The sequence below is a fragment of the Halorubrum alkaliphilum genome, from assembly GCF_017873815.1.
In the GTDB taxonomy this organism is placed as follows: Archaea; Halobacteriota; Halobacteria; order Halobacteriales; family Haloferacaceae; genus Halorubrum; species Halorubrum alkaliphilum.
On sequence record NZ_JAGGKQ010000015.1, the window covers coordinates 19,166 to 42,049 of the forward strand.

General features: G+C 66.7%; 20 protein-coding genes and 1 tRNA gene. 5 read left to right on the forward strand and 16 right to left on the reverse strand.

All coding sequences use genetic code 11. The features are described 5' to 3' along the window. Positions 1-8: 8 nt before the first annotated feature. Positions 9-1,685 (reverse strand): acyl-CoA mutase large subunit family protein, encoded by a 1,677-nt coding sequence (locus J2751_RS10140; protein WP_209485741.1) that lies wholly within the window; start codon positions 1,683-1,685, stop codon positions 9-11. A gap of 75 nt (positions 1,686-1,760) precedes the next feature. On the opposite strand from J2751_RS10140, the gene J2751_RS10145 reads away from it, so the two are divergent. Continuing rightward, on the forward strand, positions 1,761-2,426 hold the full coding sequence (locus J2751_RS10145) for an O-methyltransferase (RefSeq protein ID WP_209485743.1): 666 nt from the start codon (positions 1,761-1,763) through the stop codon (positions 2,424-2,426). 35 nt (positions 2,427-2,461) lie between these two features. Here the strand turns inward: J2751_RS10145 and J2751_RS10150 are convergent, their stop codons facing one another. Together J2751_RS10150 and J2751_RS10155 are read right to left on the reverse strand one after the other, a co-directional pair. Then, the gene (locus J2751_RS10150) at positions 2,462-3,211 is read right to left on the reverse strand and encodes a GNAT family N-acetyltransferase (protein ID WP_209485745.1); all 750 of its coding nucleotides are present in this window, start codon (positions 3,209-3,211) and stop codon (positions 2,462-2,464) included. Between the two features lie 87 nt (positions 3,212-3,298). Then, positions 3,299-3,571: a cytochrome C oxidase subunit IV family protein gene (locus J2751_RS10155; protein WP_209485747.1), complete on the reverse strand. Its 273-nt coding sequence runs from the start codon at positions 3,569-3,571 to the stop codon at positions 3,299-3,301. 161 nt (positions 3,572-3,732) lie between these two features. On the opposite strand from J2751_RS10155, the gene J2751_RS10160 reads away from it, so the two are divergent. Then, positions 3,733-4,251, forward strand: a complete 519-nt coding sequence (locus J2751_RS10160) for a hypothetical protein (RefSeq protein ID WP_209485749.1) — start codon at positions 3,733-3,735, stop codon at positions 4,249-4,251. Positions 4,252-4,287: 36 nt separating this feature from the next. On the opposite strand, the gene J2751_RS10165 is transcribed toward J2751_RS10160, so the two are convergent. Next, the gene (locus J2751_RS10165) at positions 4,288-5,238 is read right to left on the reverse strand and encodes a VOC family protein (RefSeq protein ID WP_209485751.1); all 951 of its coding nucleotides are present in this window, start codon (positions 5,236-5,238) and stop codon (positions 4,288-4,290) included. 106 nt (positions 5,239-5,344) lie between these two features. Beyond that, the gene (locus J2751_RS10170) at positions 5,345-5,902 is read right to left on the reverse strand and encodes a halocyanin domain-containing protein (RefSeq protein ID WP_209485753.1); all 558 of its coding nucleotides are present in this window, start codon (positions 5,900-5,902) and stop codon (positions 5,345-5,347) included. A gap of 153 nt (positions 5,903-6,055) precedes the next feature. On the opposite strand from J2751_RS10170, the gene J2751_RS10175 reads away from it, so the two are divergent. Further along, the gene (locus J2751_RS10175; RefSeq protein ID WP_209485834.1) at positions 6,056-6,649 is read left to right on the forward strand and encodes a hypothetical protein; all 594 of its coding nucleotides are present in this window, start codon (positions 6,056-6,058) and stop codon (positions 6,647-6,649) included. A gap of 382 nt (positions 6,650-7,031) precedes the next feature. On the opposite strand, the gene J2751_RS10180 is transcribed toward J2751_RS10175, so the two are convergent. The 4 genes from J2751_RS10180 to J2751_RS10195 form a co-directional block, all read right to left on the reverse strand. Further along, entirely contained in the window at positions 7,032-7,484 is a 453-nt protein-coding gene (locus J2751_RS10180) for an RNA-binding domain-containing protein (protein ID WP_209485755.1), read from the reverse strand. After that, on the reverse strand, positions 7,481-8,056 hold the full coding sequence (locus tag J2751_RS10185; RefSeq protein ID WP_209485757.1) for an AAA family ATPase: 576 nt from the start codon (positions 8,054-8,056) through the stop codon (positions 7,481-7,483). Before J2751_RS10185 ends, J2751_RS10180 begins: the two co-directional genes overlap by 4 nt. A 100-nt stretch (positions 8,057-8,156) precedes the next feature. Further along, positions 8,157-11,051, reverse strand: a complete 2,895-nt coding sequence (locus J2751_RS10190; protein ID WP_209485759.1) for a carboxypeptidase regulatory-like domain-containing protein — start codon at positions 11,049-11,051, stop codon at positions 8,157-8,159. Beyond that, positions 11,048-14,932 (reverse strand): hypothetical protein, encoded by a 3,885-nt coding sequence (locus J2751_RS10195; protein ID WP_209485761.1) that lies wholly within the window; start codon positions 14,930-14,932, stop codon positions 11,048-11,050. Before J2751_RS10195 ends, J2751_RS10190 begins: the two co-directional genes overlap by 4 nt. Positions 14,933-15,067: 135 nt before the next feature. Between J2751_RS10195 and J2751_RS10200 the strand changes: the two genes are divergently transcribed. Continuing rightward, a tRNA-Arg gene (locus tag J2751_RS10200) sits at positions 15,068-15,142 on the forward strand. Between the two features lie 256 nt (positions 15,143-15,398). Here J2751_RS10200 and moaA read toward each other — a convergent pair. The 7 genes from moaA to J2751_RS10235 all read right to left on the reverse strand — a co-directional run bounded on the left by moaA (position 15,399) and on the right by J2751_RS10235 (position 21,978). Beyond that, complete coding sequence (gene moaA / locus J2751_RS10205) at positions 15,399-16,421, reverse strand: GTP 3',8-cyclase MoaA (RefSeq protein ID WP_209485763.1); 1,023 nt, start codon at positions 16,419-16,421, stop codon at positions 15,399-15,401. A 68-nt stretch (positions 16,422-16,489) separates the two neighbouring features. After that, positions 16,490-17,266: an MBL fold metallo-hydrolase gene (locus tag J2751_RS10210; protein WP_209485765.1), complete on the reverse strand. Its 777-nt coding sequence runs from the start codon at positions 17,264-17,266 to the stop codon at positions 16,490-16,492. A gap of 66 nt (positions 17,267-17,332) precedes the next feature. Continuing rightward, complete coding sequence (locus J2751_RS10215; RefSeq protein WP_209485767.1) at positions 17,333-17,758, reverse strand: universal stress protein; 426 nt, start codon at positions 17,756-17,758, stop codon at positions 17,333-17,335. 154 nt (positions 17,759-17,912) lie between these two features. Next, positions 17,913-18,470: a diadenylate cyclase gene (locus J2751_RS10220; protein WP_209485769.1), complete on the reverse strand. Its 558-nt coding sequence runs from the start codon at positions 18,468-18,470 to the stop codon at positions 17,913-17,915. A gap of 196 nt (positions 18,471-18,666) precedes the next feature. Then, the gene (gene cruF, locus J2751_RS10225) at positions 18,667-19,551 is read right to left on the reverse strand and encodes a bisanhydrobacterioruberin hydratase (protein ID WP_209485771.1); all 885 of its coding nucleotides are present in this window, start codon (positions 19,549-19,551) and stop codon (positions 18,667-18,669) included. Beyond that, positions 19,548-20,378: a prenyltransferase gene (locus tag J2751_RS10230; protein ID WP_245202724.1), complete on the reverse strand. Its 831-nt coding sequence runs from the start codon at positions 20,376-20,378 to the stop codon at positions 19,548-19,550. The genes cruF and J2751_RS10230 overlap by 4 nt, the downstream gene beginning before the upstream one ends. A gap of 82 nt (positions 20,379-20,460) precedes the next feature. After that, on the reverse strand, positions 20,461-21,978 hold the full coding sequence (locus tag J2751_RS10235; protein ID WP_209485775.1) for a phytoene desaturase family protein: 1,518 nt from the start codon (positions 21,976-21,978) through the stop codon (positions 20,461-20,463). Positions 21,979-22,067: 89 nt separating this feature from the next. On the opposite strand from J2751_RS10235, the gene J2751_RS10240 reads away from it, so the two are divergent. After that, positions 22,068-22,799: an SDR family oxidoreductase gene (locus J2751_RS10240; RefSeq protein ID WP_209485777.1), complete on the forward strand. Its 732-nt coding sequence runs from the start codon at positions 22,068-22,070 to the stop codon at positions 22,797-22,799. The last annotated feature ends 85 nt before the right edge of the window (positions 22,800-22,884 follow it).

Sequence of the window (22,884 nt, forward strand, 5' to 3'; positions counted from 1 at the left end):
ATCCGGTTTCACCGTCCGGGCTGGTACTCCCCGAACTCGTCGCGGAACACGTCGCTGATCTCCTGGACCGTCGCGTACGCCTTCACCGCGTCGACGACGTGGGGCATGACGTTCTCGTCGCCGCGGGCGGCCTCTCGGAGCCCGGCGAGCGCCGCCTCGACCGCCTCGTCGTCGCGGTCGGCTTTGACTTCCTCCAGGCGCGCGCGCTGTTCGGCCTCCTGCTCGGGGTCGACCTCCTCGAGGTCCATCTCCGGCTCCTCGTCGACTTGGAACTCGTTGACGCCGACGATGACGCGCTCGCCCTCTTCGATCTCCCGCTGTCGCTCGAAGGCGACGTCCTGGATCTGCCGTTGGACCCACTGGCTCTCGACCGCCGGCAACATCCCGCCCCGCTCGTCGACCTCCTCGATGATCTCGAAGGCGTCCGCCTCGATTCCGTCGGTGAGACTCTCGACGTAATAGCTCCCCGCGAGCGGGTCGATCGTGTCTGCCGCGCCCGACTCGTGGGCGAGGATCTGCTGGGTCCGGAGCGCGGTCCGGACGGACTTCTCGGTCGGGAGCGCGAGCGCCTCGTCCTTCCCGTTGGTGTGGAGGCTCTGGGTGCCGCCGAGCACCGCGGCGAGTGCCTGATACGCCACGCGCACGACGTTGTTCTCGATCTGTTGGGCCGTCAGCGTGGAGCCGCCGGTCTGTGTGTGGAACTTGAGCTGTTTGGATTTCGGGTTCTCGGCACCGAACCGCTCTTCCATGATCTGTGCCCACATCCGACGAGCCGCGCGGAACTTCGCCGCCTCCTCGAAGACGTTGTTGTGGGCGTTAAAAAAGAAGGAGAGCTGCGGGGCGAAGTCGTCGACGTCGAGTCCGGCGTCGACGGCCGCCTGAACGTACTCGATTCCGTTACCGAGCGTGAACGCGACCTCTTGGGCCGCCGTCGACCCGGCCTCGCGGATGTGGTACCCGGAGATGGAGATGGTGTTGAAGTTGGGTACTTCCGCGGCACAGTACTCGAAGATGTCGGTGACCAGCCGCATCGAGGGCTCCGGCGGGTAGATGTAGAGGTTTCGCGCGACGTACTCCTTCATCACATCGTTCTGGATCGTGCCCCGAAGCGCCGTCCGGTCGACACCCTGCTGGTCGCCCATCGCGACGTACATCGCGAGCAGCACCGCGGCGGGGGCGTTGATCGTCATCGACGTCGACACCTCGTCGAGCGGGATCGAATCGAACACCGTCTCGAGGTCGTCCAAGGTGTCGATGGCGACGCCCGAGCGCCCCACCTCGCCCTCGGCCATCGCGGCGTCGGAGTCGTAGCCCATCTGTGTCGGAAGGTCGAACGCCATCGAGAGCCCGGAGGAGCCCTCGTCGATCAGGTAGTTGAATCGCTCGTTGGTCTCGGCGGCGGTGCCCATCCCCGCGTACTGCCGCATCGTCCAGAGTCGCCCGCGGTGCATGGTCGAATAGACGCCGCGGGTGTACGGCTCCTCGCCGGGAAAACCGGCGTCCTCGCGGTAGTCGTGGTCGGCCACGTCCGCGGGCGTATATAAGGGATCGACGGACTGGCCGCCGGTGTCGGTCGTGAACTCCGCCTCGCGCTCCCCGAACCGATCGACGGTCTCGCCGTAGGTTCTCTCCTCCCACGACTCCTTGGCCTCGCGGATCGCCTCCAGTTCCTCGGGGTCGAACATTATAAAGACGGTCGGCCGACGGCGACTTAATCGTTGTCGACCACGTTCAAGTGTTGGGGCCGCGACGCCGTCGACATGGACGTACTCTCGGCGACGGGACGACGGTTCCTGACCGCGACGGCACCCGACCACACCTCGGTTCAGGCCGAGATGGCCGAGCTCGCAGACGAGTGGGAGTTCCCGATCATCGGCCCCGACGCGGGGGCGGTCCTCCGGCTGCTTGCCCGCCTGACCGATGCGGAGCGGGTGTTCGAGTTCGGCTCCGGCTTCGGCTACTCCGCGACGTGGTTCCTGCGCGGCGGTGCCGACGCGGTCGTCTGTACAGAGTTCGACGCCGAGGAGGCCGAGCGCGGCCGCGCGTTCGCGGACGCGCACGGCTACGCCGACGCCGTGACCTTCGAGGTCGGCGACGCGATGGAGACGATCGATCGACACGACGGCCCTTTCGACATCGTTCTGATCGACCACCAGAAGTCTCGATACCTCGACGCGTATCGGACGGTCCTCCCGAAGCTTCGAACCGGCGGTGTCGTCGTCGCCGACAACGTGACGAGCGGCCCGATCGATTTCGAACGACTGGTCGATCACGCCGCCGACGGAGAACCGCTCCCCGAGGCGGAGGCAGACGCTGAAACCCGTGGAATCGGCGCGTACCTCGACGCGGTTCGCGAGGACGACGCGGTCGAGACGGCGATACTGCCGGTCGGGTCGGGCATCGCCGTCTCATACAGGGTCGAGTAGGTGCGGCTTCCGAGCGCCGACGCGTGACCGTCGGGTCAGTACGCCGCGTCCCAGCGCGTCGGCTTCCGCCGGTTCTCGCAGTTCAGACACTGGACGGCGTCCATCGTGTCGATGGCGACATCGGTGCTCTCACAGTAGCCACAGAAGTATCCGTACCGCTCCTCGTGGGCCTCGTCCGCATAGGCGGCGTAGAGGGGCGCGATCGATCCGCGGTCGCTCTCGTCGAAGTCGACGTACACCGTCTCGCCGTCGCCGGTCTCGTAGACCGCCGCCCGGAGCGCCGCGTCCCGACCGATCCGCTTCCGATAGATCCGCTCCCGGAAGGACTCGCCACCGACGTCGACGACGCGCTCCCCGGACACGTCGTATCCCTCGCGCTCGTAGAACTCCGTGCCGGCCTCGTTGTCGACGAGGACTCGCCCCTCGATGCTGTCGACGTCGCGCTTGCGGAGTTCGGCCTCGACCCGTTCGAGGAGCGCGGACCCGATTCCCGACTCCCGGTGGTCCGGGTGGACGTGGAGCCAGTCGATCTCGCCGACCCGCTCGCGGCGGTCGACGACGTAGCTCTCCGCGAAGGCGACGACGCTCCCGTCGACGACGGCGACCGGACAGACGGTGTCGGGGTCGGCGACGTCGTCACCCACGTCGCTCGCGCCGTACCACTTCTCGACGGCGGCCGACAGCAGATCGGACTCGACCGCGTGGCCGTACGAGGCAGTCAGCGACGCCAACGCTACCTCGCGGATCGATTCGACGTCGTCGTCGGTCGCGGTTCGTAGGTTCATACGATCCGATCCACGCGAGAGTACAAAAAGTTCTGCGCCGGGTCGGAGGGGGAGGACCGCGTCGGAGGGGGAGGATCGCCCCGCGAGCTACGAGATGGAGTACGTCGCGGCGGCCATCAACAGCATCGCCAGCCCCAACGCGAGCAGCATCAGGTACGTGAGCGAGCGGTTCTCCCACCGGAGGTGCTGGAAGTACGCGACGATGAGGACGGACTTGATCGCGCCCGCGATCATCGTCCCGGCGAACGCCTGCCCGTAAGTGAAGAACTGGTCGAACTCGAAGAAGATGAACTTCGAGGCCGCCAACCCCAGCAGAGCGACGTATATTGCCGTGTACAGTTTCACGGAGTGGGACGCCATTGTTGAATGGGGGTTGGTTCGTGTGCTTAAAGAAGTATCCATCCGAGCGTGACGCCCGTCCGGTGGGCGCTCGGCTCAGTCGAGCGCGACGACGAAACGCCTATGCCCGCGGCTCGTCGACCGTCTACCGGTTACGGACGCGTCCGGGACCGGGGATCCACGTGGAACCGATCGAACCCGACGACGACCTGCTCGAATCGCTGTACGTCACTAACAAGGTTGCCAAACAGCTCGCCGACGAGGCCACGGAGGCCTACGACCGCGGAGACGCGACCCGGAGCAACGTCTGCTCGGCCCGAAAGAACGCGCTGTATCGGACAAAGACGACGGTTCTGAACCGGATCGTCGCTCACGACCCCTCGCTCGTCGCCGGCGAGTATCACGCGATCAACGGCGACGTCTGGCTTCTGGTCACCGTGAACGGGTGGGAGTTCCACCAGCCGCCGTACGCGTTCGGAAGCGACCTCACCGACCGGATCGCGACCGCGAACTCGCCCGACGAACCGATGGACGTGCCCTACGTCCGTGAGGCGGGCATCGAGCGTTCGGACCGCTCGCTGGAGGAGGCGCTCGTCGCGCTCGCGGAGCACGGCGTGAACGCGAACGACTACCTCGCGAGGTCGACGGTACAGGGAAAACGCGATCAGATAGTCGACGTTCGCTGGTCGTGCCTGCGCTGAAAAGGCCCCGACACGGGACCGTCGCTCGTGGCGGGATCACTCCGGCGTCGCCGCGGCGTCGAGGTCGGGAAGCCCGCTCTCGATCTCTTCACGGCGGTCCTCCAGCCACTCGGGCAGGACGAGCGACTCGCCGAGCGAGGACTGCGGCTCGTCGACGTCGTAGCCGGGTTCCTTCGTGGCGAACTCGAAGAGCACGCCGCCCTGAGTCCGGGCGTACACCGAGCGGAACCACTTGCGGTCGATGACCTGACTGGGTCGGAGCCCGTGCTCCTGGAGCAGCCCCCGCCACGACTCCTGTTCCGCGTCGGTCACGCGGTACGCGACGTGATGGACGGTGCCCGCACCGGGGCTGCCGGACGGGGTCGCGGGATCGGTCACGACGTCGACGACGAAGCCGACCTCGCCGTCCGTCTCGAAGCGTCGGCGGTGGTCAGCCGCGTCGCTCTCGGTCTCCTCGTACCCCATCGCTGCCAGCAACTCGACGGTGGCGTCGGCGTCGGACAGAGAGAGCTCGACCGCGAAGAAGCCGCGGATCGCGTGGGCCTCCGGGACCGGACCCGCGGGCGGATCGCCGGCCGGGGCGTCCGCGCGGGCGACGAGTTCGAGGGGAAGCCCGTCGGGATCCTCGAAGGCGACGACGGTGTCGCCGAAGCGGTCGAACGTCTCCGGGTCGAGCCCGCGTTCGTCGAGCCGGTCGACCCAGTAGTCGACGGAGGCTGCGGGGATCGTGAACGACACGGTCGAAGCCTGTCCGGCCCCGATACGACCGGATCTCGCGCCGACGTACGGGAAGAAGGTCATGCTCGTTCCCGGACTCCCCGTGTCGTCGGCGTAAAACAGGTGGTAGACGCCGACGTCGTCTTGGTTGACGCTGCGCTTGACGAGCCGGAGTCCGAGGGTTTCCGTGTAGAACGCGTGGTTGGCGCTCGGGTCGCTCGCGATGGCGGTCACGTGGTGGATGCCGGGCGTTTCGAGTGTCTCGCTCATGGTATGGGCTACGCTCCGCGGGTACTTGTATGCGCGCGAACAGGAACCGAACCAGCTGACACCGGTGTTACCGGGAAACCGTCTCCAACGGGGTGAACCGAGGGTCTCAGTCGATGACGTCGATGCCGCCGAGCATGCCGCTACCGATGTGTGGCACACACTGGTACAGCTGGATGCCGTCGTCGTCGAAGGAGTACTCGAAGACCTCGCCGTCGTCGTCTACGGTGTCGCCGCTGTCGAAGTCGGAGCTCGACTCCTCCGTGGAGACGACGTTGTGTGCTCCCCCCTCGCCAGTCCACTCCCAGCGGACCGTGGTTCCGGAGTCGATCCGGATCGCCGGTGGGTCGAAGGCGAGCCCGTTTCCGCCCCCGACTTCGACCACTACCTCGTCCTCGCCGGTGTGGTCCTCGATGGTTCCGTCGTACAGCTGTGCGTCAGCGAGGAAGTCGTCGATGGCTCCCGGGACGTCGTCGCCACCGTTTCCGCCGTTGTCGTCGCTGCCGGTATCGTCCCCGTTGTCGCCACCGTTTCCGTCGTCGCCGCCGTTCCCCCCGTCATCGGGGTCTTCGGGGTCCTCGTCGTCGGCGCACCCGGCCAGCGCGCCGACCGTGAGGGCCGCACCAGTGCCAGCGACGTACCGCCGTCTGGACAGTTCTTTCGTCATCATCTAATGTATGCTTCGAAGACTTACAAACCTCATGATAGCGGACGCGTTAGACACACAATGGCACGGATGGCGTTCTGTACGCCCGTCGACCGAAACGGCGGGACGAACGGGGAAGGAGGGCTTAACCGCCGCCGTCGCGTCCGCCGAGACATGCGGGAGGACGATCTGGCGACGCGCGTCGTCGACCACTACGCGGCCGCACACGACGACCCTGCGGTCCGTCTCGAAGAGCCGTACGACGCCGAGGGTCGCCGTGGGGTCGTCGACGTGTACGTCCGTCGTCGAACGCCCGAGCCGGTCGACGCCGTCATCGAACTCAAATCCGACACCGCCGTGCGCCGCGCGACCGGCGCGAACGAAGTGCTCCGGCAGTTCCGCCGGATGGAGCGATACTTCCACGCGGACGACGCGCATCGGCTGGAGCCGAAGCTCGGTCGCGACGGTCCGGCCGCCCGCTATCTCCTGTTGTTCGCGCCGACGCCGACCTGCGTTCACCACGTGGCGACGAACCGAACCCTGTATGGCTCCGTCGACACGGCCGGCAGCGCCGGGAGCGTGACGACGGAGAGCGTCGTCGCGTTCCTCACCGGACTCGACGGCGACCCCGAAGATCTGGGGGTCCTCTCGATGAACGGGGACGCCGCGTTCGGGTCCCGGGCGTTCCTCGATGCCGTCCCCGACGACTCGCGACTCGCCGAGAGCCTTCGACGGGTCGACGACGACGTGATCGACCCGGAGCAGTGACCCGGTTGCGTTCAGTCCGGAACGGGCGGCGAACGATATCGGGAGTCGGCCACTCGGGTCGATGGTGGCGAGGCCGTATATAAATGGCTGTGAGCGACGGCGACGATCGCTTATAAATACCGACTGGGGGTTTCGGAGGTCTCCACCGTCGATCCGCGGTCTCTCACTTATAAACAAACGGCTGGTGGTTTGAGCACGTTCACCGTCCCGTCGAACAGTTATAAACGGCCGCCAGCAACACCACTCGTACAGTTATAAACGGCCGCCAGCAACACCACTCGTACGGTTATAAACGGCCGCTCCAAGACCGGACGAGATCCACGTCCGGCATCGATCGAGGCATCGTTGTCATCGACCGGTCGATCCGCCCGCCGGGAGCGGATCAGTACTCGCCGCTCTCGGGATCGTACCGGTCGCCGTACTCCCGCATCGGATCGACGGGAGTTCCCTCGTCGGTCTCCGGTGCGACATAGTCGATGAACGACTCCACGTCGGGCTCGCGCACGCGGACCTCGACGGTTATTTCGCCGAGTTCGTCCGGCTCGCCGACGGCGAAGTTGACGATCCCCTCGAACGCCGCCTGCTTTTTCAACGCGAACTCGAACCCGTCCGCCGTCGAGTTCCGCAGGAACACCCGTCGAGCGGTGTCGAGTATCTCCTGTTCGTGGAGGACGTCTGAAAAGGCGTCGAGGGCGTGTGCTTCCGCGACCAGCCGCCCCTCCTCGTGGACGGGCTCCGCGTCGGGGAACACGTTGCGGATCGCGTCCTCGACTCGGTCGGTGACCTCGGTGTCGTTGACCGGTGCGACGATCCTGACGTCAACGCTGTAGATCACTGGTGACCACCGCCGTCGACGGGCTCGCTCACGCCGAGTATCCCGCGGATACGCTCTTGAAACGCCGACAGCGACCCGGTGTTGTCGATCTCGACATCGGCACGTTCGAGGGTCGCTCCGAGCCCCAGATCGAGTTCGCGATCGTCGCGCTCGCGAAGCGCCTTCAGGTCGGAGTCGGAGTCGTCACGACCGCGCTCTCCCAACCGCTCGGCGCGGAGTTCGAAGGGCGCGCGGACGGCGACGAGGGTGAACTCGTCGCCGAACGCCTCGCGGAAGCGCTCCAACTCGACGGTCGAGCGGAGGCCGTCGACGAGCACCGTGTCCGCGTCGTGGGCCGCGGCAGCCTCGCGGATCCGCGGCAGCGACCGTTCGGCGATCGCGTCGTCGCCCTCCTCCTCTCGGAGGAGGCCGGCCATTCGACCGTGATGTTCGGCCGGGTCGAGTCCGCGCTCGCGACACTCCTCGCGGATCACGTCGCCCATCACGACGACCGGGACGCCGGCGGCCTCGGCGACGTTGGCCGCCTCGCCCTTGCCGCTGCCCGGCAAGCCGACGGTACCGATGACGTTCATTACCGACGGCTACTGCCGTGCCGGACTTAGGTCTGCTGTTGGACGCCCGTGAAAAAAGCGCGGGCCAGCCGTCGACCGGGCCGTAAACGACTCGGACCGGCTACAGTCCGCCGGTAAGCGCTGGCGGTCCGTTACCGTTGCCGGGCGGCCCGTTACCGTTGCCGGGCGGCCCGTCTCCGTTGCCGGGCGGCCCGTTACCGTTGCCGGGCGGCCCGTTACCGTTGCCGGGCGGCCCGTCTCCGTTGCCGGCTCCGTCACCCGGTCCGTTGCCGGGCGTGTCATCGGAACCGTCCGCCGGCCGCTCCTCGATCAGGATCTCGCCGTCGACGAGGCGGTCGGGGACATCGAGCGTCTCCCGGACCTCGTCAGCGACGAGGTCGCCGGCAACTGTGACGCCGCCCGACAGACGGAGCGTGTCGACGGTCGCCAGCGTCACGTCCCCGTCTACCGTCGCGCCGCCACGAGCCTCGAAGGCGTCGAGGTCGCCCGCGACGGACACCGCGCCAACGGAGGACCCACCGACCAGTTCGGCGTCGGCTCCGGTACCGATCTCGAGGGCACCGACCGACCCCGATCCGACGACGGAGACGTCGCCGACCGACTCGACGGCGAGCGTCCCCGCGACCGCCGCGTTTCCGCGAACAGCGACCTCGTCGGCGGATTCCGCCGTCAGGTCGCCACTGACGGTGCCGCTGCCGAGCAGACGCACGTCGCCCGCCACGTCACCCTCCACAGCGACATCCTCGACGGTGGCTGCGCCGCGGACGATTACGTCGCCCGCGACATCGCCGACCACGCGGACCTCGCCGTCGACGGTCGTGTCACCGCCGAGAACGACGTCGCCGTCGACCGGTCCGACGACCACGTCGCCGTCGACATCCTCGCTGTTCAGTCGCACCTCGTCGACGCCGTCCGGCGTCTCGTCGTAGGTGAACGTCGTCGTCGTTGTTTCGTCAGCGGTGACGGAGAAGCTGACCGGCTCGGTGGTGCCGAAGTCCAGCGTCTCGGCGACGACGTCGAGCGATCCGGGCGGCACGTCCGTCAATGCGAACGTCCCGTCGTCACTCACCTGTACGGTGCGATCCGGTCCGAACGCGTCGGAATCAGCGGAGAACGTCACCCACGTTCCGGCGGCGAGCGACTCGCCGTCGGCGTCCGTCACCGTCCCCTCCAGCGTGCCGGTTTCGGGCGCTGTCAGCGTCACATCGGCCGTCTCGTCGGAACCGAGATCGACCGTGACCGGGTCGCTCTCGCCGCTGTCCTGCGAGGTGACCGTGACCTCGTAGGTACCGAGCGCGACGCGGTCGACCGCGAAGCCGCCGTCGGCGTCGGTCTCGACCACGGTCGCGCCGTCGGACGCGTCCCCATCGAGCGCGTCGTAAGCGACGACGACCGTCTCGTCGGCGACCGGCTCGCCGTCGGCGTCGGTCACCGTGCCGGAGAGCGTCGCGGTCGTCGGTGCCTCTCCGTAGGTGAACTCCGTCGTCGCCGTCTCACCGGGGTCGACGCTCACCGAGACCGGGTCGGTCCCGCCGTCTGCGACGGTCTCGGCGGTCACGTCGTACTCGCCGGGCGCGACGCCCTCGATCGAGAGGACGCCGTCGGCGTCGACCTGTCCCGTCAGCGGAGCCGCGAAGTCGTCGGCCGAGAGCGTCACCCACGTCCCCTCCGTGAGGGGGTCGCCGTCGGCGTCGGTGACGAGCGCGTCAAGCGCGCCGGTTTCGCCCGCGATCACCGCGAACGTCGCTGTCGTCTCGCCGTCGACCTCGACCGTCTCGGACGCCTCGCCGGCCTCCTGCGTGGTGACGGTTGCGTCGTACGCGCCCGCGACCGGTGCCTCGACGGTGATCGCGCCGTCCGCGTCGGTCGTCGCGAACTCGACGACCTCCTCGCCGTCGGTGGCGTCGTCCGCGCCGTCGAGCGTCACGACGACATCGGTGTCAGCGAGCGGGTCGCCGTCCCCGTCGGTGATCGTGGCCGCGAGTTCGTCGCCGGGTTCGGGGTCGTCCTCGCCGACGACGAGATCACCGGCGACGGTCACCTCGTCCTCCTCGCCGACGAACGTTAGCGTCGGCTCGTACTCGCCGGCGTCGGGGTTCTCGACCCCCTCGACGACGACGGATCCCTCGCCGGCGATGTCAGTCGTCGCGACGCCACTGAGATCGAACGTCGCCGCGCTGCCGTCGTAGCTGCCCTGGTTGACGCTGATCTCGGAGGTGTCCTCGCCGCTCGACAGCGTCCGCGTGAGCGTGACGGTCACGTCGTCGTTCGTCAGTCCGTCGAAGCTCGCCGCGTCCGGATAGTCGGCGACGATCTCGTCAACCTGGCCCTCGAAGTCGACGTCGTCGAACGCCCACGTGTGCGTGGAGTCGGCGTTCGCCGCCGCCGGATCCGCAGTCAACGACAGTCCCGTCGCGGGACCGTCGTCGTCATCCGCATCGTTGCCGTCATCCGCGTCGTCTCCGGAGTCAACGGTGACGTCGGCGGTGACCGTCACCTCGTCCTCGTCACCGGTGAGGGTGATCGTCGGCTCGTACTCGCCGGCGTCGGGGTTCACGACCCCGTCGATGACGACCGATCCCTCGCCGGCGATGTCCGTCGTGGCGAGGCCGCTGAGATCGAACGTCGCCGCGTTGCCGGCGTAGCTGTCTTGGTTGACGCTGATCTCGGATGTATCCTCGCCGCTCGACAGCGTCCGCGTGAGCGTGACGGTCACGTCATCGTCGGTGAGTCCGTCGAGACTCGTTTCGTCGGGATACGAGACGCTGATCGTGTCGACCTCGCCCTCGAAGTCGACATCGTCGAACGCCCACGTGTGTGTGGAGTCGGCGTTCGCCGTCGCCGGATCGGCGTCGAGCGTCAGGCTCTCCGCGGGACCGTCGCTCGCGGCACCGAAGCCCACGGGAGCCATCGCGACGACGGCGAGGAGCATGACCGCGGCCAGCGCGACCGCACGAAGCCGGTCGCGGCCGCCGCCCGTTTCGCGAGTGCTCACGGCGCCACCACCGTCGTGCCCTCGGTGTACGCCTCAACGACCACGTCGAGCGTGTCGCGGTCGATGCGCCCAGCGGCCCAGTCGGCGGTCGCGCCGTCGAGCGCGTCGCGGTCGATCTCGCCGTCGTCGTTCGCGATCAGTTCGAGATACGCCTGCGTCTCGGGATCGAGGCCGGCGATCGGTCCCTCACCGACCGGATCGAACAGCGGGAAGTCGGCGTCAAACCGCGTCGTGACCGGAACAGCTGCGTCGCCGTCGAGATTCTCGGCGGCGTCGACGACTCGGTCGTCGTTCAGTCGGAGGTCGGAGCCAAGCCCCGCGGCGACCGCGTCGAGGTTCGAGCGGTTCTCGGCCGAGGCCGCGGTCGAGCCGAGGAGAACGACGGCACCGCCCGAGTCGCGGTAGTCGGCCAAGGCGTCGAGCTCGTCGTCTGTGTACGCGCGGCCGGGTGAGGTAAGGAACACCGCCGTCGGCTCGTCCTGTGCCGGGAGGGTGTTCACTACGTCGTTGAACTGACGGAGACGATTGCCGATCCCCTCCACGAACCGGAGGAACGTCTCGACGCGCTCCAAGGAGAGCGAGCCGTCCACGTCGAACTGGGCGTGACCCCCCTCGATGAGCACGTCGCCGTCGTTGTTCGAGAGGTACGTCGCGAGGTTGTAGAGGAACGGGAAGTTGCCGAACTCCTCGACTCCCTCGATCCCCTCGTACGCCTCGTTGAACAGCATGCCGCCAACCATCGCCACGCGACGATCCTCGTCGACGCCGACGAGCGGCGCGTCCTCGTAGGCGTCGAACCCGTCTCCGCCGCTGTCGCCGCCCTCGAACGTCTCCTGCTCGGCCTCCTCACCGGCGTACACCGGGACGCGGTCGGCGGTGAGCGGCCCGTCCGCCGTCGTGATCGAGGAGGTCCGCGGGACGAACACCTCCTCGACGGGGTCGTTACGAACCGGCTCCAGCGCGTCGAAGTCGGCGGCCGACCAGACGCCGCGTCCGTCCGCCAGCGCCGCCTCCTCGGCGGCCGCGAACTCGTCGTGTCGCGAGAAGCCGGACGAGTAGACGCGGGAGTAACCCTCCTCGACCGTTTCGAGGTTGTAGTCCACGTCGTAGTCGCCCTCGTAGGTGGCGTCCGGATCGTCGGCGTTGCCGGCGTCCGCGTCGAAGTCGTCCGAGTCGTAGTACATGTACGAGAGGAGCCGCCCGAAGTTGCCGCGGATCGGCTCCACCTCGTCGAACTCCATCTTCACGCGGCGACCCTCGACGTTCGTCTCGCCGGCGTCGGCGTCGGGTGCCATCAACTCAAGCGCGAAGTCGGTCGCCAACCCACCCCACTCGTCGAGGTGGTCGAGGTCCTCGATCCCGAACCACTCTTCGGGATCGTTGGTCGCCGGCGCGGTCTCCGCCGTGTCGAACCCGAGGTGTCGGATCACGTCACGGTAGTCGTACTCGGAGTCGAACTCCACCTCGAAGGTGTCCCCGTCGAACACGCGCACGACGCGGCCGTAGTACGCCTCGTCGCGCTGGAACTCGATCCCGATCGAGTCGTCACGCGCGCCGAAGTAGTCGAACGCGGTGTTGAAGTTCGAAGTCGCCACGTCGAAGTCGCCGGTCGGGTCGTTGACCTGATCCGAGTTGAACCGGAAGGCCAGGTCGAGCGCGTCGGCGATGGCGTTCAGGTTCTCCGTCTCGTCGAAGCCGAACGCGGTGTTGCCCTGCCCGCCAAAGTCGGACTCGTCGAACAAAAAGAGGCTCCCGCCGTCCGCGAGGAAGTCGTCGATCGCGTCGAGCTCGGCCCCCGAGAACGCCTCGCCCGGCGAGGGGACGACGAGCCCGTCGGCCTCGTCGAGTCCGGGCGACTCCAGCCCGGTGAACACGTCGAACCCCTCGTTGAAGTTCGTCGTCGTCGGGAGGAACGACTGGCCGGCGTTGTTCTCGAAGTCCTGTACCTGATCCGCGTTGAACCGGAAGGACAGGTCGAGCGCGTCGGCGATGGCGTTCAGGTTCGCCGTCTCCTCGTTGGTGAACTCTGACTCGTCGAGCAGGAACAGACTCCCGCCGTCCGCGACGAAGTCGACGAGCGCGTCGAGCTCAGCGTCGGTGTAGGCGTCGGCCGGCGAGGGGACGAACAGCGCGTCGCCCGGGATCTCGGTTTCTCCGTCGCCGCCGTCGCCCGCAGTGAAGAAGTCGAACTCGTCGTTGAAGTTGCTCGTTCGGGGAACGAACGGCGCAAAGCCGTTGTTCTCCTCGTCGACGACTTGGTCCGTGTTGAACCGGAAGCCGGCGTCAACCGCCGCCGCGATGTCGTTGAGCGTGTCCGTCGAATCCCCCTCGAAGTCCGCGGTGTCGTGGAGGAAGAGGACGCCGCCGTCCGCGACGAAGTCGGCGATGACATCGAGGTCGTCGCCGGGGAAACCGTCAGCGAGGTCGTCGTCCTCCGTGGCGATCATCAGCAGATCGACGTCGTCGACCGCGGCGGCAAAGGCGGCGTCGTCCGCGACCGACTCCACGTCGAATCCGCGGTCCTCAGCCTCGGACGCGAGTCCGGAGAAGTCGTCGAGCGACAGCGACTGCCCGTGGCTCTCGTCGAACAGCACCGTGCCCGTCCCGTCGAGCCGATCCTCCCACGCGTTGACGAGGAACGTCCGGTTGTCGTCCTCGTCGCTCGCGTCCGGAGCGAGCTCGGAGCCGACGCCGACCACGCCGTCGTCGACCGCAACGAGCGGGATGTCGGCGTCGATGTCCGCGTAGTCGACGAAGCCGGTTCCCGCCTCGTCGACGTTCTCGGCGGTCGATTCCGCCCACGCCGCGATCAGGCTCTCGTCAGTGAGCGGCTCCTCGTTCTCGTCGAGCAGGCTCGCCGTCGAGAAGAACTCCAACTCGTCGACGCCGCCCGATTCCACTGCTCCATCGAGCAGGTCGGCGGCCGCCTCGAAGGTGTACCCCTCGCTCTCGACCGTGTCGGCGAACGCGCCGAACGTCGAGGAGTCGTAGAAGCTGTCGTGGGCGTCGTCCCACACCAGCGTCCCCTCCGAGCCGACCGTGTCAGCGAGCAGGTTGAGCGCGAACTGCTCGTTCGCCGTGGTGAAATCGCCGTCCTCGATCAGCTCCGGCGTGCCGAGCCCGACCACGTCGCCGTCGCGAGAGACGAGCGGGATCTCCTCGTCGTCGCCGTAGACGTGTGCGGCCTCGTCCCCGTCGTCGTCGACGTTCTCCGCGGTCGACTCCGCCCACACCATCACGTGTTCGGGGTTCGTCAGCGGCCCGCCGTTCGGGTCGACCTGACTCGCCGTCGACGGGAACAGAAGCGAGGACGTTCCGAGTATCTCGACGGTCGACTGGATATCGTACCCCGCGTTGGCCGCGTACTGGTCGAAGGAGTTGTAGTTCGAGAGCGCGAGCCCGCCGAACTGGTCGTGGCCCTCGTCCCAGAGCACGGTCCCCTCGCCGCCAAGCTTCTCGTCGAAGACGTTCAGCAGGAACTCCTCGTTGTCCAGATCGAAGCCGCCCTGATCGTCGCTCACGAGGTCGACGGAGCCGAACCCGACCACCGGCCCGTCCTCGGAGACGAGCGGGATCGGCTCGTCCTCGTAGACGACGGTCTCCGGCCCGTCGTCCGTCGTTTCGAAGTTCTCCGATCCCGGTGGTGCCCACATCACCACGTGCTCGGGATCCGCCAGTTCGCTCTCGCCGTCGGACGCTATCTGGCTCGCCGGCGAGTAAAAGGAGACCGCATCGAGATCGACTTCGGTGTTCGTCAGTGCCGATACCGGGGAAAACGACGAGCCGGACGCGACCGCCGCCGTACCGAGCGTAGCGCCGGCCAAGCCCAAGAACCCGCGTCTTCCGATTCCGCCACCGCCGTCCGATGGGTCATAACCCATGACAGTTACTCACGAGATTCGTTTGAAAAACTTGCTATGTTCGGTCCGTCGACACCGAACGGGTACGTTGACTCCGGAGCTCTCCGGAGTCGGATCACGACCGTTTTTAATCGGTGCCGCCGACGGGTGACGTGAGGGCACGTAGCTCAGCCAGGATAGAGCGTCGGACTTCTAATCCGATGGTCATGGGTTCGAATCCCATCGTGCTCGTTCGCTCCCTCCGGTTACTCACGAGCACGATGAATCCCCGTTCGCTCCGCTCACGGCGATCCCATCGTGCTCGCTCTCTGCGAGCGAAGCGAGTGAGCACGTCTGATTTTGGTTCGAATCCCATCGTGCTCGGCTCTTCCGTTCGCGGGCACGATGAACTCCCGTTCGCTACACTCACGGGGGTCCCATCGTGTCCGTCCGGAAACCGTCGGTTATCGGGGTGTTTCCGGGGCCCTCAACGGCGGTTAAGATCCCTTCAGTCCGCCACTTTCGGCGTCCCGAGGTACTTCTCGTTGATCTCGTACTCGCCGTCGTCGTTCTCGATCAGGTACTCGCCGTAGTAGGGAACGCGGTTCGCCACCACCGCCTCGAACGTTTCGGCGATCTCCGCGCGTGTCATCTCGCCCATCGAGCGAAGGTCGTCGTTTCGGTTGAGACACCCTTTTAAATATCCCTCGTGGGTGACGCGGACGCGGCCGCAGTTGGCACAGAACTCCTCGTTCTCGACGGGGTCGACGATCTCGACCATGCCGCTCCCCTCCCCGTCGGCGTCAGCGTCGCTATCACCCTCCTCGCCCACGAAGTATCGCTTGCGGTCGTGCATCGCGCGGTGCTCGACACGGTGGGCGATGTCAGCGAGCCAATCGTGGACGCGTCCGATGTCGACGTTCCACTCGGGTTTGCCGGTGAGCTCCGGCATGTACTGGATGAGCTGGAGCTGGAGTCCCTCGTTGTCGGCGACGTGTTCGACCATTTCCTCGACGTAGCCCGCGGTGTGGGTGAACACGACCATGTTGAGTTTCACGGGGTCGAGCCCGGCGTCGACGGCGGCTTTCACGCCCTCCAAGACCTGCTCGTACGCGCCCGACTTCGTCACCTCCGCGAAGTCGTCCGGATCGAGCGCGTCCTGTGAGACGTTGACGCGGTCGAGCCCGGCAGCCCTCAGGTCCTCTGCGCGCCCGGGGAGGAAGGTCCCGTTCGTCGTCATCGAGACCTCCATCGAGTCGGGCGTGCGCTCGATGATCTCCTCAAGATCCTGTCGAAGCATCGGCTCTCCACCGGTGAACTTCACGGAGTCGACGCCGTACTCCTCGACGACCTCTAGGAACCGAACGACGTCGTCGGCGCTCATCTCGTCCTCGCTCGGCTCCATGGGACCGCGCGTGTCGCCGAGCCCCTCGTTGTGGCAGTAGATACAGTCGAAGTTACAGCGGTCGGTGAGCGAGATCCGTACCCCCGTCACCTCCCGCCCGAAGTCGTCGGCGAGCGGCTCGGTCATACCGGATGGAAGCGACTACGAGCGCTTAAGAGTCCGGGTCGTGGTCCGGTCGACGTAACCCTCAACAGTTACTCGGTGGGGATGTCGACGCGCAGCCCGTCCTCGGCGACCCGGACATCACCGTCGAAGCCCGCCGTTCGGACGCTCTCGACCATCTCCGCTTCTCGGCCGCCGGTGTGTGGATAGAGGTGCGAGAGCAACAGCGTCTTGACATCGGTGCCCGCGAGCGACTCGCCGAGTTCGGTGGGTGTCGGATGGTTCGACACGTCGATCCCGTCGGGGAACGCACAGTCGTGAACGAGAACGTCGCTTCCGTCTGCGAAACTCGCGAGGCCCGCGAACGCCTCCGTGTCACCTGACAGCGTCAGCGGCCCGTCCGCGGGGTCCACACCGCTGCTCGGTGGGGAAAACCGGTAGGCAAAACACTCCATCGAGTGGCGCGTCTCGCGGGCGGCGACATCGAACCCACCTGCCGAGAACGATCGCGCCGGCGACACCTCACGAACTGCGAGGTCGATCCGGCCGTCGAGATACGCGTGAACGTCGAGGAGGCCGTCGACGAGCGCTTTCGTTCCGGACGGGCCGACAACCTCGAGATGCTCCTCGCCGGCGAGCCAGCGCGCCTTGATAAGTGGCATGAGCGCTGCGACGTGGTCGAGGTGGTGATGGGTGAGCAGAACGGTCGAGACACCTTCATAGCCCGTTTCGGTTCCGGCGAGTCGCTGGAGGACGCCGCTTCCGCAGTCGACGAGCAACGACCGATCGTCGTCGTCGAGGAGGTACCCGGCCTGGACGCGCTCCGGAACCGGCATCGCACTGCCGGTACCGAGAACCGTGAGTTCCATACGCCACGCTACGCCCGCAGCTACATATAATCTGGTCGAGTGTTCAGGGATCGATCCTGCTGCGGTTCATTTTATCAGAAACACCGGAACGGTCGCGTCGTCCGTGACGCGGTCCGAGACGCTGCCGAGAGAGCGGATCCGCTCTCTCGGAGACTTCCCTTCGGGGCTCATCACGATGACATCGATACCGGCCTCATCGGCGTACGCGACGATCTCCGTGTCAGGCGTGCCAGTTCTGACGACCGTCTCGACATCGACGCTGGCCTCGCGGGCCCGGTCCGCGACCGCTGAGACCGCCGTCTCGCCTTGACTCTCCAGATCGGCTATCACCTCGTCGTGGAGCTCGCTGGATCCCGCGGTCGCCACCCTCCGATCGACGACGTACAGCGCGTGAAGCGTCGCGTCGTGGTCGACCGCGAGCGGGATCGCGTGATCGAGTGCGCGTTCGACCGCCTCGCTTCCGTCGGTCGGCACCAGCAGGTCGTCGTACATACGCGGTCATTCGTCGGGTGGACTCATAACGATTGGCGGTCCGAGTTATTGATCCACAGGTGAACCGAGCCGCCGATCAGTCGCCACGCTAGAGGCCGACAGTCAGTCGCCACGCCAGAGGCCGCCGATCAGTCGCCACGCCAGAGGCCGCCGATCAGTCGCCGCGCCAGGGGCCGCCGATCTCTCCGCGGGGTGTAGAGTCTGCCTCGCCGTCGCGGAAGACGCTTACACGACCGGTCTCCTCGCTGAGGGTAATCGTCGCGATCACCTCGGGTCGGACAGAGGTCTCGATTGCGCTCATGTGCCGCGACCCCATCCACGGCTCGTAGGCGACGTCGTCGACGAGCTCGGTCTCGTCGCTTCTCGTTCCCAGATCGCGGAACCGAACCATCTGGCCCTCCAACTCGCCGTCGACGGCGACGACGATGCCGCCGTCCGCTCGAACGCTCACGCGTTCCGCGGCCTCGACGAACGCATCCTCCTCAAAAACGGACGCACATCGGTCCCGAGGCCACTGGTTGTCCCCCATCGGGTCCGCGTATGAGCCGTAGTCGCGGTCGGCGACGACTGCGAAGTACAGTCCCGGCCCTTTTACGTGAGGCTCATCCCAGCCGTCGAAATCGACGCTGACGTGTTCCGCACAAAACCGAAGCCGGTCGACTATCTCCCGAACCCGCTCGTGGGTTCCGTACTCGATCGCCAGACTACTCATCGACTCCACGTAGTCGGTCTCCTCCGCTCGACATCCGTTCCATACAGAAGACAGGAGCGGGAGGTATATAAGGGATTTCGAGTCGGCGGCAGGGATCGACAGTCGAAAAAACGATTCCGCCGACCCGTTTCCGGTTTGGAGCGTCGAACGTCGCTGCCGTCAACTGTGACGGGCTTTATAAACCGATCTGCTCCCGCTATCCCCACGGCCGCAACAGCTGTGAGTCGAATCGGTCGGTGCGGACCAGTCCGATCCCGAACGCGGCCGCGAGCGCTGCCGGGACGTAGTTACCGTAAAAGAGGTTGATCCCACCCCAGAGGATCACGAAGCTCACCATATCGTCGAGCATGAACTCACAGTTCGTTAGCCGGTCGCGGATCGCAGCCATGTCGAACGCGCGGTCGAGCGTGATCACCGCGACCGTCGCCGACAACACCCAGCCGGCGTAGTTCGAGAGCGGAACTCCGTAAAAGGCCCCGCCGCCGAAGTCCCAGAAGCCGACCGCGACCGCGCCGGGATCCAACACCACGTCCATCGCCACCACGGTCGGGATGACGGCAAACAGCCGAACCCACCCGCTCGACGCCCGTCCGCCCAACAACAACAGACACAGCAGGTAGGCGTTCATCACAAGCGGGATGAAGAAGATCGGTAGCGCGAGCGGGACCCCGCCGAGCATCGGGCCGAGACTGATGGTGTACTCGAACGTGCCGTAGGGCCAGCCGGTTCTAACGCCGAGATGCTCGATGAAGTACGTGTACGCGATCAACACGCCGATCCAGCCGACCGCCCGCCGGTCGAGCGTCGGAAGCACACCGACCACGAGCGGAGACCGCATCACCGCGACGCCGAACAGCACGAACCACGGGTTGAACGCGAGCGGGTCGGGCATCCACCCCTCCGCACTCCCGACGAGCGTGATCGCGCCGATAGCGGGGAAGAGCACGGCAATCGTGAACCGATTCTCACGGACGATCCGGTCGAGGGCGGCCTCAACCCCCTCGCGAGTGTCCGGTATCCGGCTTCGAATCGATCCGGCCGCACTCGTCGAGGCCGCCGTCGGCGAGTCGTCGCGGCTCATCCGACCACCTCCCACAGCGGGTAGACCCGCCAGAGCCCGCCCATCGCGAGCAGCGTCCCGACGACAGTGTTGACCGCAGGGAACCACCAGTACGCGCGAGCGACGTCGACACCGGACCCGGCGACCCATGCCACGAACACGGGGTAGACGCCGAGCAGCGCCCCGAGTCGGACGTCGACAGCGGCAAAAGCGATCGCCGCCGCGGTCCAGACCGCAACACAGTAGCCGTACGTCCGGAACTCGCCGAGCACCGTCGCCGTCGTCCGGATACCCGCCTCACGGTCCGGCTCGATGTCCGGAATCGCGGAGAACGTGTGCATTCCCATCGTCCAGAGCCACGCGCCGACGAGCGCGGCGAGTGGCGGGTGCGCGCCCGCGACGGTCGCGTACGCCGCCGCGCCCGGAAGGACGTATAGCCCGTTCGAGAGCGAGTCGAGGAACGGGGTCGTTTTGAACCGGACTGGCGGCGCGCTGTAGCCGACGGCCAACAGCAGGAACCCCGCGAGATACGGCCACGCGACGGTCGGCGTAATGAAAAACGTCCCGAGCCCGAGCAGCGCCGAGAGGAGCACGGCCGCGACGACGAGCCGGTCCCCCTGCCAGCGCGCCTCCCGATCCGTCTTCTTCGGATTGAGTTCGTCGATGTCGGCGTCGAACACGTCGTTGACGCCGTAGAGAAAGACGTTGGCCGGCACGAGGAAGTACGCGGCGAGCGCGACCGTTACGGGCGTGAACAGCTCGCTCACGTCACCGATACCGTAGGTGACGCCGACCGCGACGGGGCCGGCGAGGTACAGCCAGAACCGCGGCCGGGATAACACGAGCAGGTAACGGAGGTGACCGAGTACGCCGTCACCGGCCTTCGAGGGGCTCGCATCCGTTCCGTTCGGATCCGTCGTTTTCACGCGTTCAGATCGTGTCCGCAACTCGTTCGGCCGTGATGCCGCCGCTTATCAGACACATCGGGACACCGATACCGGGCGTCGTCGTCGACCCGGTGAAGTAGAGTCCGTCCACCGTCTCCGACTGATGTGGCGGGCGGAACAGCGACGTCTGACGGAGGGTGTGGGCCAACCCGAGCGCGCTCCCGTCGTAGCTGTTGTAGCGGTCGGCGAAGTCCGCGACGCAGAACGTCTCCTCAAAGACGATCCGGTCGTGGAGCTCTTCGCCCGTGTTCTCGGCGATGTCGTCGAGGACGACCTCGCGATACTCCTCGCGCAGCTCAGGCGTGTCCTCCAACCCGGGCGCGATGGGAACCAGCGCGAACAGGTTGCTGTGGCCCTCCGGGGCGACCGTGTCGTCCGTCTTCGAGGGCACACAGAGGTAGTACGCCGGGTCGTCTGGCCACGCGGGCTCCTCGAATATCTGATCGAAGTGTTGGTTCCACTCGGTCGGCAACACCAACGTGTGATGTTCGAGGTTCGGCACGTCGCCCTCGACGCCGAGGTACAGCAGGAACGCCGAGGGAGCAAAGGTTCGTGACTCCCAATACTCCTCTGTGTACTGACGTTTCTTCTCCGGCAGCAGTTCCTGCTCGGTGTGGGCGTAGTCGGCGTTGGAGACGACGATGTCGGCGAGGTAGCGGTCCCCGTCTGAGCCGTCCCCGTTCCCGGCCGTGTCGACCGCGAACGCACCGTACCGCCCCTCGATAGCCGTCACCTCGGCGTCGGTGACGTACTCTACGCCCAGCTCGTCGCCGAGTTCGACGATGCCGTCGACGACCGCACCGATCCCGCCGTCCGGGTAGTAGACGCCCATGTTGAAGTCGACGTGACTCATCAGGTTGTACAGCGCGGGCGTGTTCGTGGGCGACCCGCCGAGGAAGACGAGGGTGTACTGCATCAGCTGTTGGAGCTTCGGATGGTCGAAGTAGCCCTCCACGTGGCCCTGCATCTTGCCCAGAAGCGAGAGTCCCCACGAGTAGCGGAGCACGTCCGTGTCGACGTAGTCACGCAGGTTCGGGCGGTCCTCGTACACGAAGTGTTCCATGCCGATCTCGTAGGTCCGCTTCGACTCCGCCAGATACTCGTCGAGCGTGTCGCCCGCACCGGGCTCGTATGACTCGAAGAGGTCGCGATTGTGCTCCATATCGGGGAGCACGTCGACCTGATCGCCGTCCTTCCAGAACACCCGGTAGTGGGGGTCGAGATGCGAGAGCGTGTAGTACTCCTCGGGCGAGCGATCGAAGTGGCCGAAGAAGCGCTCGAACACGTCGGGCATGAGGTACCACGAGGGGCCCATGTCGAATCGGAACCCGTCCGCTTCGAGGCGGCTCGCGCGTCCGCCGAGCTGTTCGTTCTTCTCGAGAAGCGTGACGTCCGCGCCGGCGTCGGCGAGGTAACAGGCTGTCGAGAGACCACCGAACCCGCCGCCAATAACGACGATGGATTCGCCAGCTACGGAGTCGATGTCCGGGGCCGCGTCCATATCCGATCGTAGGGCGGGAACGGTATAAATACCACACAGACGCCTCAAGTGGGTACGACTAAGTCGACCACGGCCGTACTTCGTGACACATGGATCTCACGGTCGCGATCACCGGAGCAACGAGCGGGATCGGGCGGGCGGCCGCCGCGGCGTTCGTCGAGGCGGGCGCGTTCGTGGCCGTCTCCGGCCGCGACGGAGACGCGGTCGATCGAACCGTCGAGAAGCTGAACGAGCCCGGTGATGACGAGGCCACCACGGGAGGTCCGGATTCCGCGTCCGGCACCGCATGGGGTGCCCGCGTCGACGTGCGTGACGAGTTCGACCTCGAGCGGTTCTTCGAGCGTGTCGCCCGCGAGGCCGGCCCCATCGATGTCGTCCTCGCTAACGCGGCAGTCCTTCACGGCGCACCCGGCGAGAATCCGACCGATGAGACGAGCTACGCCGACTATGACGACACGATGCGGACGAACGCCCGGGGCGTCTTCGCGACGCTCGCCGAAGCCGTCCCGCACCTCGCGGACGACGCCCGGCTGATCGTGCCGTCCGGTTCGGTCGCTCACGAGTCGAAGGCGGGGATGGGCGCGTACGCCGTCTCGAAGGCCGCTGCCGAGGCGGTCGCCCGCGGCTTTGCGGCCGACCTCGACGCGACCGTCGGCGTCGTCGACCCCGGGCTCGTCGCGACCGACCTCACGGGCATGGAGCGTGCCCGAGACCCCGAGAGCGTCGCCCCGCTGTTCGTCTGGGCGGCGACCGAAGCACCCGCCGAGGAACTCGACGGCGACCGGCTCGGCCTGCGCGAGTGGAAGCAGGCGACACGATAGCCGGGACCGAGCGGCCCGACTGTTTTTACCCGATACCGAGGCCAGACGCCCCGTGTCCGACCTCCTCGCCGCGCGGGGGAACGCG